Origin of the sequence: Actinoplanes sp. HUAS TT8 (assembly GCF_051380535.1) — a bacterium.
In the GTDB taxonomy this organism is placed as follows: domain Bacteria; phylum Actinomycetota; class Actinomycetes; order Mycobacteriales; family Micromonosporaceae; genus Actinoplanes.
In genome coordinates, this window is sequence record NZ_CP195646.1 from 10,315,429 (window position 1) to 10,327,583 (window position 12,155).

Consider the following 12,155-nt stretch of genomic DNA (forward strand, 5'->3'; position numbering starts at 1 on the left):
ATCGTTGTTCTGGCCGAGGCAGCCAAGACGACCCCGCACAACCCGATCATCCCCGCGTGGGAAGAGATCGTGGTCGGTACGGTCGCCTTCGCGGTGCTCTGCTTCGTCCTGATGAAGTTCGTCTTCCCGCAGATGGAGAAGACGTTCCGCGCCCGTGTGGACGCGATCGAGGGCGGTATCAAGCGCGCCGAGGCGGCCCAGGCAGAGGCGAACGAGCTGCTCGAGCAGTACCGTGCGCAGCTCGCCGAGGCCCGGACCGAGGCCGCTCGCATCCGCGACGAGGCCCGGGCCGACGCCGAGGGCATCCGGCAGGACGTGCTGGCCAAGGCTCGCGAGGAGTCGGACCGCATCATCGCGGCCGGCAACGAGCAGCTCGCGGCCCAGCGTGAGTCGATCGTCCGGGAGCTCCGGGCCGAGGTCGGGACGCTCGCGGTCGACCTGGCCGGCAAGATCGTCGGTGAGGCGCTGGCCGACGAGGCCCGCACCCGCGGCACCGTCGAGCGCTTCATCGCGGACCTCGACACCGCCGGCACGGCGGGCGGGCGCTGATGGCGTCCGGCGTCACCAACCAGGCCTACGCCGACGCGGCGGAGCGGCTTCACGCCGACACCGCCACGTCGACGGGCGCGCAGCTGGCCTCGGTCGCCGACGAGCTTCTGTCGGTGGCCGGCCTGCTGCGCGGCCAGCCCCGGCTGCGCCGGGCGCTGACCGATCCGTCCCGGCCGGGCGACGACCGTTCCGATCTGTTCCGCTCGCTGCTGGCCGCCAAGGTCGCCGAGGTGACCGTCGACGCGCTGGCCGCGCTGGTGGCCGGCCGGTTCTCCAGGCCCAGTGACCTGCTGGACGCGACCGAGCGGCTGGGTGTCGACACCCTGCTCGCCTCGGCGCAGAAGGACGGCGCGCTGGCCGAGATCGAGGACGAGCTCTTCCGGTTCTCGCAGATCGTCTCCGGCACGCCGCAGCTCGCGGCCACGCTCAGTGACATCGGTGCCCCGGTCGCACCCCGGGCTAAGCTGGTCGGGGATCTTCTCGACGGCAAGGCCCAGGCAGTGACGGTCCGGCTGGTCCGGGTCGCGCTGGAGGGTTTCGGCGGCCGCGGTTTCGAGGCCTCGCTGATCCGCCTGGTCGAGTTGACCGCCGCGCAGCGCGACCGCGAGGTGGCGTATGTGACGGTGGCGAAGCCGCTCGGCGACGCCGAGGAGACCGCGCTGGCAGCCAAGCTGGCCGCGATCTACGGCCGCGAGGTCTCGCTGAAGGTGGACGTGAACCCCGCGATCATCGGCGGTGTCAGCGTCCGCGTCGGCTCGGATCTTTACGACGGCACGATCCTGCGCCGGTTGAACGCCGCCAAGCAGGCGTTCGCTAAATAGTCCTTTCCCCTCGATCTCCTGATCGAGAAGCCCCTCGGTGGCGGCGACGTCCCGAGCTAGACAGAGAAGGCAGAGGATGGCCGAGCTGACCATCTCCTCGGACGAGATCCGGGGGGCGCTAGAGCGCTACGTCTCGTCCTATTCGCCCGAGGTCTCCCGCGAGGAGGTCGGCATCGTCTCCGATGCGGGCGACGGTATCGCGCACGTCGAGGGCCTGCCCTCGACGATGGCGAACGAACTGCTGGAATTCGCCGACGGCACGCTGGGCGTCGCGCTGAACCTGGACGTCCGTGAGATCGGCGCCGTGATCCTGGGTGACTTCGCCGCCATCGAGGAGGGCCAGCCGGTCAAGCGCACCGGTCGCGTCCTCTCGGTGCCGGTCGGCGACGCCTTCCTGGGCCGCGTCGTGGACGCCCTGGGCAACCCGATCGACGACCGTGGCGAGATCGCGAACGAAGGCTTCCGCGAGCTCGAGCTGCAGGCGCCGAACGTCATGGCCCGCCAGCCGGTGAAGCAGCCGCTGCAGACCGGCATCAAGGCGATCGACGCCATGACGCCGATCGGCCGCGGCCAGCGCCAGCTGATCATCGGTGACCGTAAGACCGGCAAGACCACGGTCGCGCTCGACACGATCATCAACCAGAAGGCCAACTGGGAGTCCGGCGACCCGGAGAAGCAGGTTCGCTGCATCTACGTCGCCATCGGCCAGAAGGCGTCGACGATCGCCAGCATCCGGGGCGTCCTCGAGGCCCAGGGCGCGCTGGAGTACACGACGATCGTCGCGGCCCCGGCGTCCGACCCGGCCGGCTTCAAGTACATCGCGCCGTACACCGGTTCCTCGATCGGTCAGCACTGGATGTACAACGGCAAGCACGTCCTGATCGTCTTCGACGACCTGACCAAGCAGGCCGAGGCGTACCGTTCGGTGTCGCTGCTGCTGCGCCGCCCGCCGGGTCGCGAGGCCTACCCGGGCGACGTCTTCTACTTGCACTCCCGTCTGCTGGAGCGCTGCGCCAAGCTCTCCAACGAGATGGGCGGCGGTTCGATGACGGGTCTGCCGATCATCGAGACCAAGGCCAACGACATCTCGGCCTACATCCCGACCAACGTCATCTCGATCACCGACGGCCAGATCTTCCTGGAGTCCGACCTGTTCGCCTCGGGTGTCCGCCCGGCGATCAACGTCGGCACCTCGGTGTCCCGGGTCGGCGGTTCGGCGCAGGTCCGGGCCATGCGCTCGGTCTCCGGCCGTCTGCGTCTCGACCTGGCCCAGTTCCGTGAGCTGGAGGCCTTCTCGGCCTTCGCCTCCGACCTGGACCGGGCGTCGCGCGCCCAGCTGGAGAAGGGCATCCGCCTGGTCGAGCTGCTCAAGCAGCCGCAGTACTCGCCGTACGCGACTGTCGAGCAGGTCATCTCGATCTGGGCCGGCACCACCGGTCAGCTCGACGACATCCCGGTCGCCGACGTGCGTCGCTTCGAGCAGGAATTCCTGCAGTGGTTCAAGCAGCACGACAGTGACGTCTGGACCGCGATCGAGTCGACCAACCTGCTCAGCGACGACAACGTCGAGAGCCTGAAGACCGGCGTGGTCGAGTTCAAGAAGGTCTTCCAGAGCAGCGCGACCGGCGAAAGCGGTAGCTAGTCATGGCCGGTCAGGTACAGGCGCTGCGGCGGCGCATCCGCACCGTCAAGTCGACCAAGAAGATCGCCAAGGCGCAGGAGCTGGTCGCCACCAGCCGCATCGCCAAGGCGCAGGAGCGGGTCAACGCCTCCCGGCCGTACTCGGTGGCGATCACCAAGGTGCTGGGCGCGCTGGCCTCGAACGCTTCGGTCGACAACCCGCTGCTGGTCGCGCGTGAGCGCGTCCAGCGGGCGGGTGTCCTGCTGATCACCAGTGACCGGGGCCTGGCCGGCGCCTACAACGCCAACGCCCTCCGCACCGCCGAGCAGCTGATCACTCGGCTCCGCTCGGAGGGTAAAGAGGTGGCGGTGTACGTGGTGGGCCGCAAGGGCACCGGCTACTACCGGTTCCGTAACCGGGAGATCGCGGCCAGCTGGACCGGCTTCTCGGAGCGTCCGACCTTCGCCGACGCCAAGAAGATCGGTGACGGTCTGATCGAGGCGTTCGCGGCCGGTTCGGCGACCGAGGGGACGTTCGGTCCCGAGGGCATCGCGGGCGTGGACGAGCTGCACATCGTGAGCACCGAGTTCAAGTCCCTGATGACGCAGACCGCGAATGCGAAGCCCCTCGCCCCGGTTCAGGTCGATGAGCAGGCGGAGGAGCAGACCGAAGGCCTGCGTCCCGCTTACGAATTCGAGCCGGACGCCGACGAGCTGCTCGACGCGCTCCTGCCGAAGTACCTCAACACGCGGATCTACGCGGCGTTGCTGGACTCGGCGGCGAGCGAGTCGGCCTCCCGGCGACGGGCGATGAAGAGTGCGTCGGACAACGCCGACGACCTCCTCAAGCGGTACACGCGCGAGATGAACTCCGCGCGGCAGGCTGCGATCACCCAGGAAATCAGTGAGATCGTCGGCGGCGCCAACGCGCTGGCCGCGGCGGGAAGTGATGTGTGATGACTGCTGTTGCTGAGCCCACCAAGGCGGAGACCGCTGTCGGCCGTGTCGTCCGGGTCATCGGCCCGGTCGTCGACGTCGAGTTTCCCCGTGACGCCATGCCCCCGATCTTCAACGCGCTGCACGTCGAGGTCACCCTCTCCGAGGGCACCAAGACGCTGACGCTGGAGGTCGCCCAGCACCTGGGTGACAACCTGCTCCGCGCGATCTCGATGCAGCCGACCGATGGTCTGGTCCGTGGCAAGGAGGTCGTCAACACCGGCGCCCCGATCTCGGTGCCCGTCGGTGACGTGACCAAGGGCCACGTGTTCAACGCCCTCGGCGAGGTGCTCAACGTCGACCCGTCGACGCTGGACATCCAGGAGCGCTGGTCGATCCACCGCAAGCCCCCGGCGTTCGCGGACCTCGAGCCGAAGACCGAGATGCTGGAGACCGGCATCAAGGTGCTCGACCTGATCGCGCCGTACGTGCGTGGTGGCAAGATCGGCCTGTTCGGCGGCGCGGGCGTCGGCAAGACCGTTCTGATCCAGGAGATGATCATCCGGGTCGCCCGGAACTTCGGTGGCACCTCGGTGTTCGCCGGCGTCGGCGAGCGCACCCGTGAGGGCAACGACCTCATCCTGGAGATGGAGGAGGGTGGCGTTCTCGACAAGACCGCCCTCGTCTTCGGCCAGATGGACGAGCCGCCGGGCACCCGCCTGCGGGTCGCCCTGACCGCCCTGACCATGGCGGAGTACTTCCGGGACGTCCAGAACCAGGAGGTGCTGCTCTTCATCGACAACATCTTCCGGTTCACCCAGGCCGGTTCCGAGGTCTCCACACTGCTCGGCCGTATGCCGTCCGCGGTGGGTTACCAGCCCACCCTGGCCGACGAGATGGGCCAGCTGCAGGAGCGGATCACCTCGGTCCGGGGCAAGGCGATCACCTCGCTGCAGGCGATCTACGTGCCCGCCGACGACTACACCGACCCGGCGCCGGCCACCACGTTTGCCCACCTGGACGCGACGACCAACCTTGAGCGGTCGATCTCCGACAAGGGCATCTACCCGGCCGTGGACCCGCTGGCCTCGAACTCGCGGATCCTGGCCCCGGAGTTCGTCGGCGCCGAGCACTACGCGGTCGCCCGTGAGGTCCAGCGGATCCTCCAGAAGTACAAGGACCTGCAGGACATCATCGCCATCCTCGGTATGGACGAGCTGTCCGAGGAGGACAAGGTCACGGTCGCCCGGGCCCGCCGCATCGAGCGGTTCCTGTCGCAGAACACGTACGCGGCGGAGCAGTTCACCGGTGTTCCCGGCTCGACGGTCCCGCTGAAGGAGACCATCGAGGCGTTCAAGAAGATCGCCGAGGGTGAGTACGACAACTACCCCGAGCAGGCGTTCTTCATGTGCGGTGGCCTCGAGGACCTCGAGAAGAACGCGCACGAGCTGATGAAGGGCTGACCTCAGCCTTTTCGCATCTCTGACGAACAGGAAGCCGTGCCGGTGTCGACCGGCACGGCTTCTCGTTGTTCCAGGGGTGAATCACGGCTGGGGGATCGGGTGACCAAATCCGCGCAACGCCGGACGCCGCTGTGGGCCAGGCTGTCGGCGGTCTTCGGCGCCGTGCTGATGCTGACGAGCGGAGTGGTCCTGGTGACCGGCTCGGCTCTGATCGCCGAGTACACCGGCTCGATCGAGGCCGACGGCAGCCTGATCGGCGCGCCCGCGGCGGGCGCCACCCGCGGCTCAGCCGAGATCAAGGGCCCGATGAACATCCTGATGGCCGGCATCGATCCGCGTGACGACCACACCGCGCCGCTGTCCGACTCGATCATCGTGGCGCACATCCCGGCCAGCATGGATCAGGTCTACATGTTCTCCATCCCGCGTGACCTCTACGTGGACATCCCGGCCTTCGCCCCGACCGGCTTCACCGGGGGCAGTTCGAAGATCAACGCCGCGATGTCGTACGGAAGTTCGACCGGCGACGGCAAGCACGACGTCAAGCAGGGCTTCCAACTGCTCGCGAAGACGGTCACCCAGCTGACCGGCATCCAGACGTTCGCCGCGGGCGCGATCATCAACTTCGGCGGCTTCAAGAACATCGTCGAGGCGATGGGCGGCGTGACGATGAAGATCGACATGCGCGTACGGTCCGAGCACCTCCAGCCGAGCGGACAGCCGCGGCACCGGCGCCCCGAGTGCGCCGACAACTCGTGCGCGCACCCGTACATCGGGCCGCAGAAGACCTACAAGCCCGGCACCTACCACCTGAAGGCCTGGGAAGCGCTGGACTACGTGCGGCAGCGCTACGGCCTGCCCCACAGCGACTACGACCGGCAGCGGCACCAGCAGCAGTTCATCAAGGCGATGGCCAAGGAAGTGATGAGCAAGGGCGTCGTCACCAACCCGGCCAAGATGACCCGGATCCTGGGCGCGGCCGGCGACGCGCTCACCTTCGACGGCAACGGGCACAGCGTGCTCGACTGGGGTCTCGCGCTGAAGGACCTGAACACCGACAGCATGGTCTCGATCAAGTTGTCCGGTGGGGCGCTCTACGACGGCAAGAACTACCTGGGGGAGAAGCTCGCGCCCGGGTCGGACGAGTTCTTCGAAGCGGTCCGGCAGGACAGGATCCAGGAGTTTCTGCTGGCCCACCCGGAGTTCGTGAACAAGAACAGCTAGCCCCGGCCGAACGGTCCGGGCGAGCGCCGATTAGACTTTCACCCATTCGGTTCGCAGCGTCAGAGGGAGACAGCGTGGCCAACCAGCTTCACGTCGAGGTTGTCGCCGTCGAGGAGAAGGTCTGGGCCGGTGAGGCCGAGATGCTCGTCGCGCGCACCACCGAGGGTGAGATCGGTGTGCTGCCGGGCCACTCTCCGCTTCTGGGCCTGCTCAAGGAGCCGTCCCAGGTCCGGGTCAAGCTCGCCGGTGGCGAGCAGCTGACCTATGACGTCGCCGGTGGGTTCCTCTCCATCGACGCCAACGGCGTCACGGTGCTCGCCGAGAGCGCCACGCCGGCCACGCCCGAGCAGCACTGATCACCGGCGATGCGGGTTCTGGAAGTCTTCGGAATCTGCGTCGTCGCGCTGCTCGCGCTCCTCTTCGCCATCTTCTTCCGCCGCCGCCTGCTCATGCTCGGCGGCGGAACCATTCGCCTGCAGGTCCGCACCAGCACGATGGTGCCGGGCCGGGGATGGTCGCCCGGGCTGGGCCAGTTCGTCGGTGACGAGCTCCGCTTTCACAAGATGTTCAGCCTGGCGATCCGGCCCAAGCGGGTGCTCGACCGGCGGTTGCTGACGATCGCCGAGCGGCGCCTGCCGACCGGGCCGGAACGGCTGACCATGCCCGGCCACTGGGTGGTGCTGCGCTGCGCCACCGGGGACACCCAGCTCGAGATCGCCATGGCCGAGACCACGGTGACCGGGTTCCTGTCCTGGCTCGAGGCCGGGCCGCCGCGGGACCCGGGGAGTTCGCCCGGGCGCTCGATCTTCGGCCCCCGCCAGCTCGAAGGCTGACCACCACTTCCGGATTGGCCGTCGCCCGGGGCCGGGTGCGGGCCTAGCGTCGGCGGTATGCGGATTCGAATCGTCGACGCGTTCACCGATCGTCCCTTCGCCGGGAACCCGGCCGGCGTCCTGATCCTCGACGGGGACACGTTCCCGGACGACGACTGGCTGCAGCGGATCGCCGTCGAGGTCAACCACTCCGAGACCGCCTTCCTGCACCGCCTGCCCGAGGGCGGCGACGCCGACTGGGCGCTGCGCTGGTTCACCCCGGGCGTCGAGGTCGCCCTCTGCGGCCACGCCACCCTGGCCACCGCGCACGTGCTGCACCAGGCCGGGCTGGTCAGCGGGCGGGTGCGTTTCCGGACCGTCCGCAGCGGCATCCTCACCGCCGACGTGGCCGAGGACGGCCTGATCACCCTGGACTTCCCGGCCTCCCCGCTGAGCCCGCTCGACGTCGACCCGGAGCTGACCGCGGCCCTCGGCGTCAACGCGGTGGCCACCCACTGGACCGGGCCGATCACCGACGACGTGCTGGTCGAGGTCGCCGACGAGAAGACGGTCCGCGGGCTCACCCCGGACCTGGGGGCGCTGGCCCGGCTGACCCGGCGCGGCGTGCTGGTGACCGCGGCGGCCGAGGACCCGGCGGCCGGCTACGACTTCGTCTCCCGGTTCTTCGCCCCGGCGGTCGGGGTGGCCGAGGACCCGGTGACCGGTTCTGCCCACACGTCGCTGACCCCGTTCTGGACCGCGCGGCTGGGCCGGGACGAGCTGGTCGGCTACCAGGCGTCGGCCCGTGGCGGCCTGGTCCGGGTGGCCCTCCGGGGTGACCGGACACTGCTGGGCGGCTACGCGGTCACCACGATCGACGGCGAACTCCAGGTGGCACTCCCGGCCGCGTAAAAACGGTCCGGCCGCGTAAAAACGATCCGGCGGCGCCAAGCGGCCCAGCGGCGCCAAAGGACCGGCGGCGTAAGAGCGGTCAGGTGGCCAGCTCGGCCTCGTAACCCCAGGCGTCCTCGAGGTAGGCGGCGTAGCTGTCCGGCCCACCGGCGTACGGGTGCCGATCCGCGAACATCAGCGCCCACCCGTGCGCGGTGCAGGCCGCCGGTGGTCATCGGGAGCCGCCGGGGACCCATTTCACGTCGCCGTCCGGGTTGGCCACCCGGGACAGGATGAACAGCAGGTCGGACAGCCGGTTCAAATACTTCGCGGGTAGCACCGACGTCCGCGCGGCGTCCGCCTCGATCAGGGCCCACGACGACCGTTCGGCCCGGCGGGCGATCGTCCGGGCCACGTGCAGCAGCGCCGCGCCCGGGGTGCCACCCGGCAGGATGAAACTGTCCAGTGCGGCGAGCCGTTCGTTGAACGAGTCGCACCAGCCTTCGAGGCGGGTCACGTACTCCTCGGTGATCCGCAGGGGCGGGTACGGCGGGTTCTCGTCGAGCGGGTTCCCGAGATCCGCCCCGAGGTCGAACAGGTCGTTCTGGATGTGGCCGAGCACCGCCCGTACGTCATCGGGAAGTGAACCGAGAGCCAGAGCGGCGCCGAGAGCCGCGTTGCACTCGTCCGCGTCGGCGTAGGCCGCGATCCGTGGGTCGGTCTTCGCGGCCACCTCGTTGTTGACCAGACGGGTCTGTCCGGCGTCGCCGGTACGGGTGTAGATCCGGGTGAGATGCACAGCCATGCAGACACCCTATGCAGCCGGAGTGGGTTACGGCCCATACGATGGCCCGCGTGGATGTGATCAGGGTCAAGGGCGGCGCTCCGCTCGCCGGTGACGTCACGGTCGGTGGCGCGAAGAATTCGGCACTCAAGCTGATGGCGGTGGCCCTGCTCGGTGAGGGCCGCAGCGTCGTGGAGAACGTGCCCCGGATCACCGACATCGCGATCATGGCCGAGGTGCTGCGCCGGCTGGGCTGCGACGTCGTGCTGGACGGCACCGAGGCGATCATCGACGTGCCGCTGGAGCCGGGCGCCGAGGCCGACTACGACCTGGTCCGCCGCCTGCGCGCGTCGATCTGTGTGCTCGGCCCGCTGCTGGCCCGGCGTGGTTATGTGCGGGTCGCGCTCCCGGGCGGCGACATGATCGGTTCCCGCGGCCTCGACATGCACGTCTCCGGCCTGGCCCGGATGGGTGCGGAGATCTCCAATGAGCACGGTTTCGTGATCGCCTCGGCCCCGGCCGGCCTGCGCGGTTCCAAGATCTGGCTGGATTTCCCGAGTGTCGGCGCCACCGAGAACCTGCTGATGGCCGCCGTCCTGGCCAAGGGGGTCACCGAGATCGACAACGCGGCCCGGGAGCCGGAGATCGTGGACATCTGCGAGATGCTGACCGCGATGGGCGCCCGGATCGACGGCGCCGGCACGTCGACGCTGGTCATCGAGGGGGTCGACGGCCCGCTGAAGCCGGTCCGGCACCGCACGGTGGGTGACCGGATCGTCGGCGGCACCTGGGCCTACGGCGCGGCCATGACCCGCGGCGACGTCACGATCCACGGCGTGCGGCCGGAGTTCCTCGACATCGCGCTGGACAAGCTGGTGTCGGCCGGGGCGGTCGTCGACCCGGGGGACAACAAGTTCCGGGTCCGGATGGCCGACCGGCCCAAGCACGTCGACATCGTCACGCTGCCGTACCCGGGCTTCGCCACCGACCTGCTGCCGATGGCGATCGGGCTGGCCGCGGTCGCCGAGGGCGCGTCGCTGATCACCGAGAACATCTTCGACGGCCGGTTCATGTTCGTGAACGAGATGGTGCGCCTGGGCGCGGACATCCGCACCGACGGGCATCACGCGGTCGTCAACGGGCGGGAGCGGCTCTCCGGTGCCCCGGTGCGGGCCACCGACATCCGGGCCGGCGCCGGGCTGGTCATCGCCGGTCTGTGCGCGGACGGGGTGACCGAGGTCGGCGAGGTGCACCACATCGACCGGGGGTACCCGGACTTCGTCGCCGACCTGGCGCGGCTCGGTGTCGAGGTGGAGCGCACCGACGTACCGGAGCCGACTTTCGATTTTTAGGTTTTTCAGCTCGAACCGACGAGGCGTCGCGCCTCCTCGACCTCCTCGGCGAAGACCAGCACGCAGACCCGGCCGTCGCGCCGGGTCGCGTGGGTCGCCCGGATGCCCGCCTCGGAGAGCAGCCGCCGGATCTCGTCGGCGATCTCCGGTTCGTCGGTGACCGCGGCCGGCGACAGCAGGCCGTAGTCCTCCCGCTCGCCGAAGATCGCGAGCCCGTCCGCGTAACCGTCTTGTCCGGTGGGTTGCAGGCCCATGCGCCAGAACACGGCGCCGAGGAAGCCGACCAGACCGACGGCGATCAACGGTCCGATGAGGTACCAGCCGTCGCTCGTGGCCATGCGCACAGTGTGGCACCGCCGCGAGCGCTTTTCTGGCGCTTTGCCCCGAACGGGAACGGGCCTAAGTTTCCGTTCAGTAACCCCGTTAGACTGTGCCCGCATTCGACGAAGGGGTGGGATTATGGCTGGTCGTCTCGCGGTCATCGGGTCCGGTCTGATGGGCTCCGGCATCGCACAGGTCTCGGCGCAGGCCGGCTGGCAGGTCACGATGCGGGACGTCGACGACGCCTCGCTCAAGCGCGGTCTCGGTGCGATCCGTGAGTCCCTGACCCGCTTCGCGGCCAAGGGCAAGATCGCCGAGGAGGACGTCGAGGCCACCCTCCAGCGGATCACCCCGACCACCGACCTGGACGCGGTCGCCGAGGCCGACATCGTGGTCGAGGCCATCTTCGAGAAGGTCGAGGCCAAGCACGACGTCTTCAAGCAGCTCGACAAGATCTGCAAGTCGGGCGCGATCCTCGGCACCAACACCTCGGCCATCCCGATCACCCAGATCGCCACGGTCACGTCGCGACCGGAATCGGTCGTCGGCATCCACTTCTTCTCGCCGGTCCCGATGATGAAGCTGGTCGAGCTGGTCCGCGGCTACCAGACCTCGGACGAGACGCTGGCCACCGCGCGCGACTTCGCCGAGGAGGTCGGCAAGACGTGTGTCGAGGTCAAGCGCGACGTCGCCGGCTTCGTCTCCAACCGGCTCTTCTCGGTCCTGCTCGTCGAGGCCATCAAGCTGGTCGAGTCCGGCGTCGTCTCGGCCGCCGATCTGGACACCGTCATGAAGCTCGGATTCGGTCACGCCATGGGCCCGCTGGCCACGATCGACCTGACCGGCCTGGACGTCATGCTCAACGCGGCCGGCAACATCTACCGCGACACCCAGGACGAGAAATTCTTCCCGCCGGAGCTCCTGCAGCGCATGGTCACGGCCGGCGACCTGGGCCGCAAAACGGGCAAGGGCTTCTACAGCTACTGACCAAAACCCCGATTTGGTACGTCGTGAGCCCGCCCCCGCTCCACCCGCCGCGCCGCCCGCCCCAGCTGGCGACGCGCCCAGGGGCGGGTGGCCCGCGACGTCCGCCGCACTCCCACCTCGCAGAGCGCTCCCGGCCTCAGCTGGCGCTGACGGCTGCTTTCCGGCCGTTTTGGAGCCGTCAGCACCAGCCGGCCGGCGTGAGTCGCGCTGCCCGCTCGGGGTCGGCGGCTTCGCGCGCTCTCGGCTGGCGCTGACGGCTGTTCTTCGGCTGTTTTGGAGCCGTCAGCACCAGCCGGCCGGCGTGAGTCGCGCTGCCCGCTCGGGGTCGGCGGCTTCGCGCGCTCTCGGCTGGCGCTGACGGTTGTTCTTCGGTCGTTTTGGAGCCGTGAGCGCCA

The 12,155-nt window shown here is 69.1% G+C and carries 13 protein-coding genes; 11 read left to right on the top strand and 2 right to left on the bottom strand.

The features are described 5' to 3' along the window. The 9 genes from ACSHV8_RS46145 to ACSHV8_RS46185 all read left to right on the top strand — a co-directional run bounded on the left by ACSHV8_RS46145 (position 1) and on the right by ACSHV8_RS46185 (position 8,337). Positions 1–549: a F0F1 ATP synthase subunit B gene (locus ACSHV8_RS46145; RefSeq protein WP_436537266.1), complete on the top strand. Its 549-nt coding sequence runs from the start codon at positions 1–3 to the stop codon at positions 547–549. Next, entirely contained in the window at positions 549–1,370 is an 822-nt protein-coding gene (locus ACSHV8_RS46150; RefSeq protein WP_436526836.1) for a F0F1 ATP synthase subunit delta, read from the top strand. The genes ACSHV8_RS46145 and ACSHV8_RS46150 overlap by 1 nt, the downstream gene beginning before the upstream one ends. A 76-nt stretch (positions 1,371–1,446) precedes the next feature. Continuing rightward, the gene (atpA, locus tag ACSHV8_RS46155; protein ID WP_436526837.1) at positions 1,447–3,012 is read left to right on the top strand and encodes a F0F1 ATP synthase subunit alpha; all 1,566 of its coding nucleotides are present in this window, start codon (positions 1,447–1,449) and stop codon (positions 3,010–3,012) included. Between the two features lie 2 nt (positions 3,013–3,014). Next, positions 3,015–3,947: a F0F1 ATP synthase subunit gamma gene (locus ACSHV8_RS46160; protein ID WP_436526838.1), complete on the top strand. Its 933-nt coding sequence runs from the start codon at positions 3,015–3,017 to the stop codon at positions 3,945–3,947. Next, positions 3,947–5,389 carry a F0F1 ATP synthase subunit beta gene (gene atpD / locus ACSHV8_RS46165; RefSeq protein ID WP_436526839.1) on the top strand — a complete coding sequence of 481 codons (1,443 nt, stop codon included), beginning with the start codon at positions 3,947–3,949 and terminating at the stop codon, positions 5,387–5,389. Before ACSHV8_RS46160 ends, atpD begins: the two co-directional genes overlap by 1 nt. A gap of 99 nt (positions 5,390–5,488) precedes the next feature. Further along, the gene (locus tag ACSHV8_RS46170) at positions 5,489–6,613 is read left to right on the top strand and encodes an LCP family protein (RefSeq protein ID WP_436526840.1); all 1,125 of its coding nucleotides are present in this window, start codon (positions 5,489–5,491) and stop codon (positions 6,611–6,613) included. 74 nt (positions 6,614–6,687) lie between these two features. After that, positions 6,688–6,969 (top strand): F0F1 ATP synthase subunit epsilon, encoded by a 282-nt coding sequence (locus tag ACSHV8_RS46175; protein ID WP_014694384.1) that lies wholly within the window; start codon positions 6,688–6,690, stop codon positions 6,967–6,969. 9 nt (positions 6,970–6,978) lie between these two features. Continuing rightward, complete coding sequence (locus ACSHV8_RS46180; RefSeq protein WP_436526841.1) at positions 6,979–7,446, top strand: DUF2550 domain-containing protein; 468 nt, start codon at positions 6,979–6,981, stop codon at positions 7,444–7,446. A 57-nt stretch (positions 7,447–7,503) separates the two neighbouring features. Next, positions 7,504–8,337 (top strand): PhzF family phenazine biosynthesis protein, encoded by an 834-nt coding sequence (locus tag ACSHV8_RS46185; RefSeq protein ID WP_436526842.1) that lies wholly within the window; start codon positions 7,504–7,506, stop codon positions 8,335–8,337. A 211-nt stretch (positions 8,338–8,548) separates the two neighbouring features. Here the strand turns inward: ACSHV8_RS46185 and ACSHV8_RS46190 are convergent, their stop codons facing one another. Then, a complete protein-coding gene (locus tag ACSHV8_RS46190; RefSeq protein WP_436526843.1) occupies positions 8,549–9,121 on the bottom strand; it encodes a cob(I)yrinic acid a,c-diamide adenosyltransferase in 573 nt (190 codons plus the stop codon). Positions 9,122–9,162: 41 nt separating this feature from the next. Between ACSHV8_RS46190 and murA the strand changes: the two genes are divergently transcribed. Next, positions 9,163–10,452, top strand: coding sequence for a UDP-N-acetylglucosamine 1-carboxyvinyltransferase (gene murA, locus ACSHV8_RS46195; protein ID WP_436526844.1), 1,290 nt, complete (start codon positions 9,163–9,165; stop codon positions 10,450–10,452). A gap of 5 nt (positions 10,453–10,457) precedes the next feature. On the opposite strand, the gene ACSHV8_RS46200 is transcribed toward murA, so the two are convergent. Next, positions 10,458–10,790, bottom strand: a complete 333-nt coding sequence (locus ACSHV8_RS46200) for a hypothetical protein (protein WP_436526845.1) — start codon at positions 10,788–10,790, stop codon at positions 10,458–10,460. 121 nt (positions 10,791–10,911) lie between these two features. On the opposite strand from ACSHV8_RS46200, the gene ACSHV8_RS46205 reads away from it, so the two are divergent. Then, entirely contained in the window at positions 10,912–11,760 is an 849-nt protein-coding gene (locus ACSHV8_RS46205; RefSeq protein ID WP_436526846.1) for a 3-hydroxyacyl-CoA dehydrogenase family protein, read from the top strand. The last annotated feature ends 395 nt before the right edge of the window (positions 11,761–12,155 follow it).

Excerpts from the sequence above, each read along its gene's own strand:
- atpD (WP_436526839.1), top strand. The coding sequence starts at position 3,947 with ATGACTGCTGTTGCTGAGCCCACCAAGGCGGAGACCGCTGTCGGCCGT.
- ACSHV8_RS46190 (WP_436526843.1), bottom strand. The coding sequence starts at position 9,121 with ATGGCTGTGCATCTCACCCGGATCTACACCCGTACCGGCGACGCCGGA.
- atpA (WP_436526837.1), top strand. The coding sequence starts at position 1,447 with ATGGCCGAGCTGACCATCTCCTCGGACGAGATCCGGGGGGCGCTAGAG.
- ACSHV8_RS46150 (WP_436526836.1), top strand. The coding sequence starts at position 549 with ATGGCGTCCGGCGTCACCAACCAGGCCTACGCCGACGCGGCGGAGCGG.
- ACSHV8_RS46180 (WP_436526841.1), top strand. The coding sequence starts at position 6,979 with ATGCGGGTTCTGGAAGTCTTCGGAATCTGCGTCGTCGCGCTGCTCGCG.
- ACSHV8_RS46200 (WP_436526845.1), bottom strand. The coding sequence starts at position 10,790 with ATGGCCACGAGCGACGGCTGGTACCTCATCGGACCGTTGATCGCCGTC.
- ACSHV8_RS46205 (WP_436526846.1), top strand. The coding sequence starts at position 10,912 with ATGGCTGGTCGTCTCGCGGTCATCGGGTCCGGTCTGATGGGCTCCGGC.
- ACSHV8_RS46160 (WP_436526838.1), top strand. The coding sequence starts at position 3,015 with ATGGCCGGTCAGGTACAGGCGCTGCGGCGGCGCATCCGCACCGTCAAG.
- ACSHV8_RS46185 (WP_436526842.1), top strand. The coding sequence starts at position 7,504 with ATGCGGATTCGAATCGTCGACGCGTTCACCGATCGTCCCTTCGCCGGG.
- murA (WP_436526844.1), top strand. The coding sequence starts at position 9,163 with ATGGCCCGCGTGGATGTGATCAGGGTCAAGGGCGGCGCTCCGCTCGCC.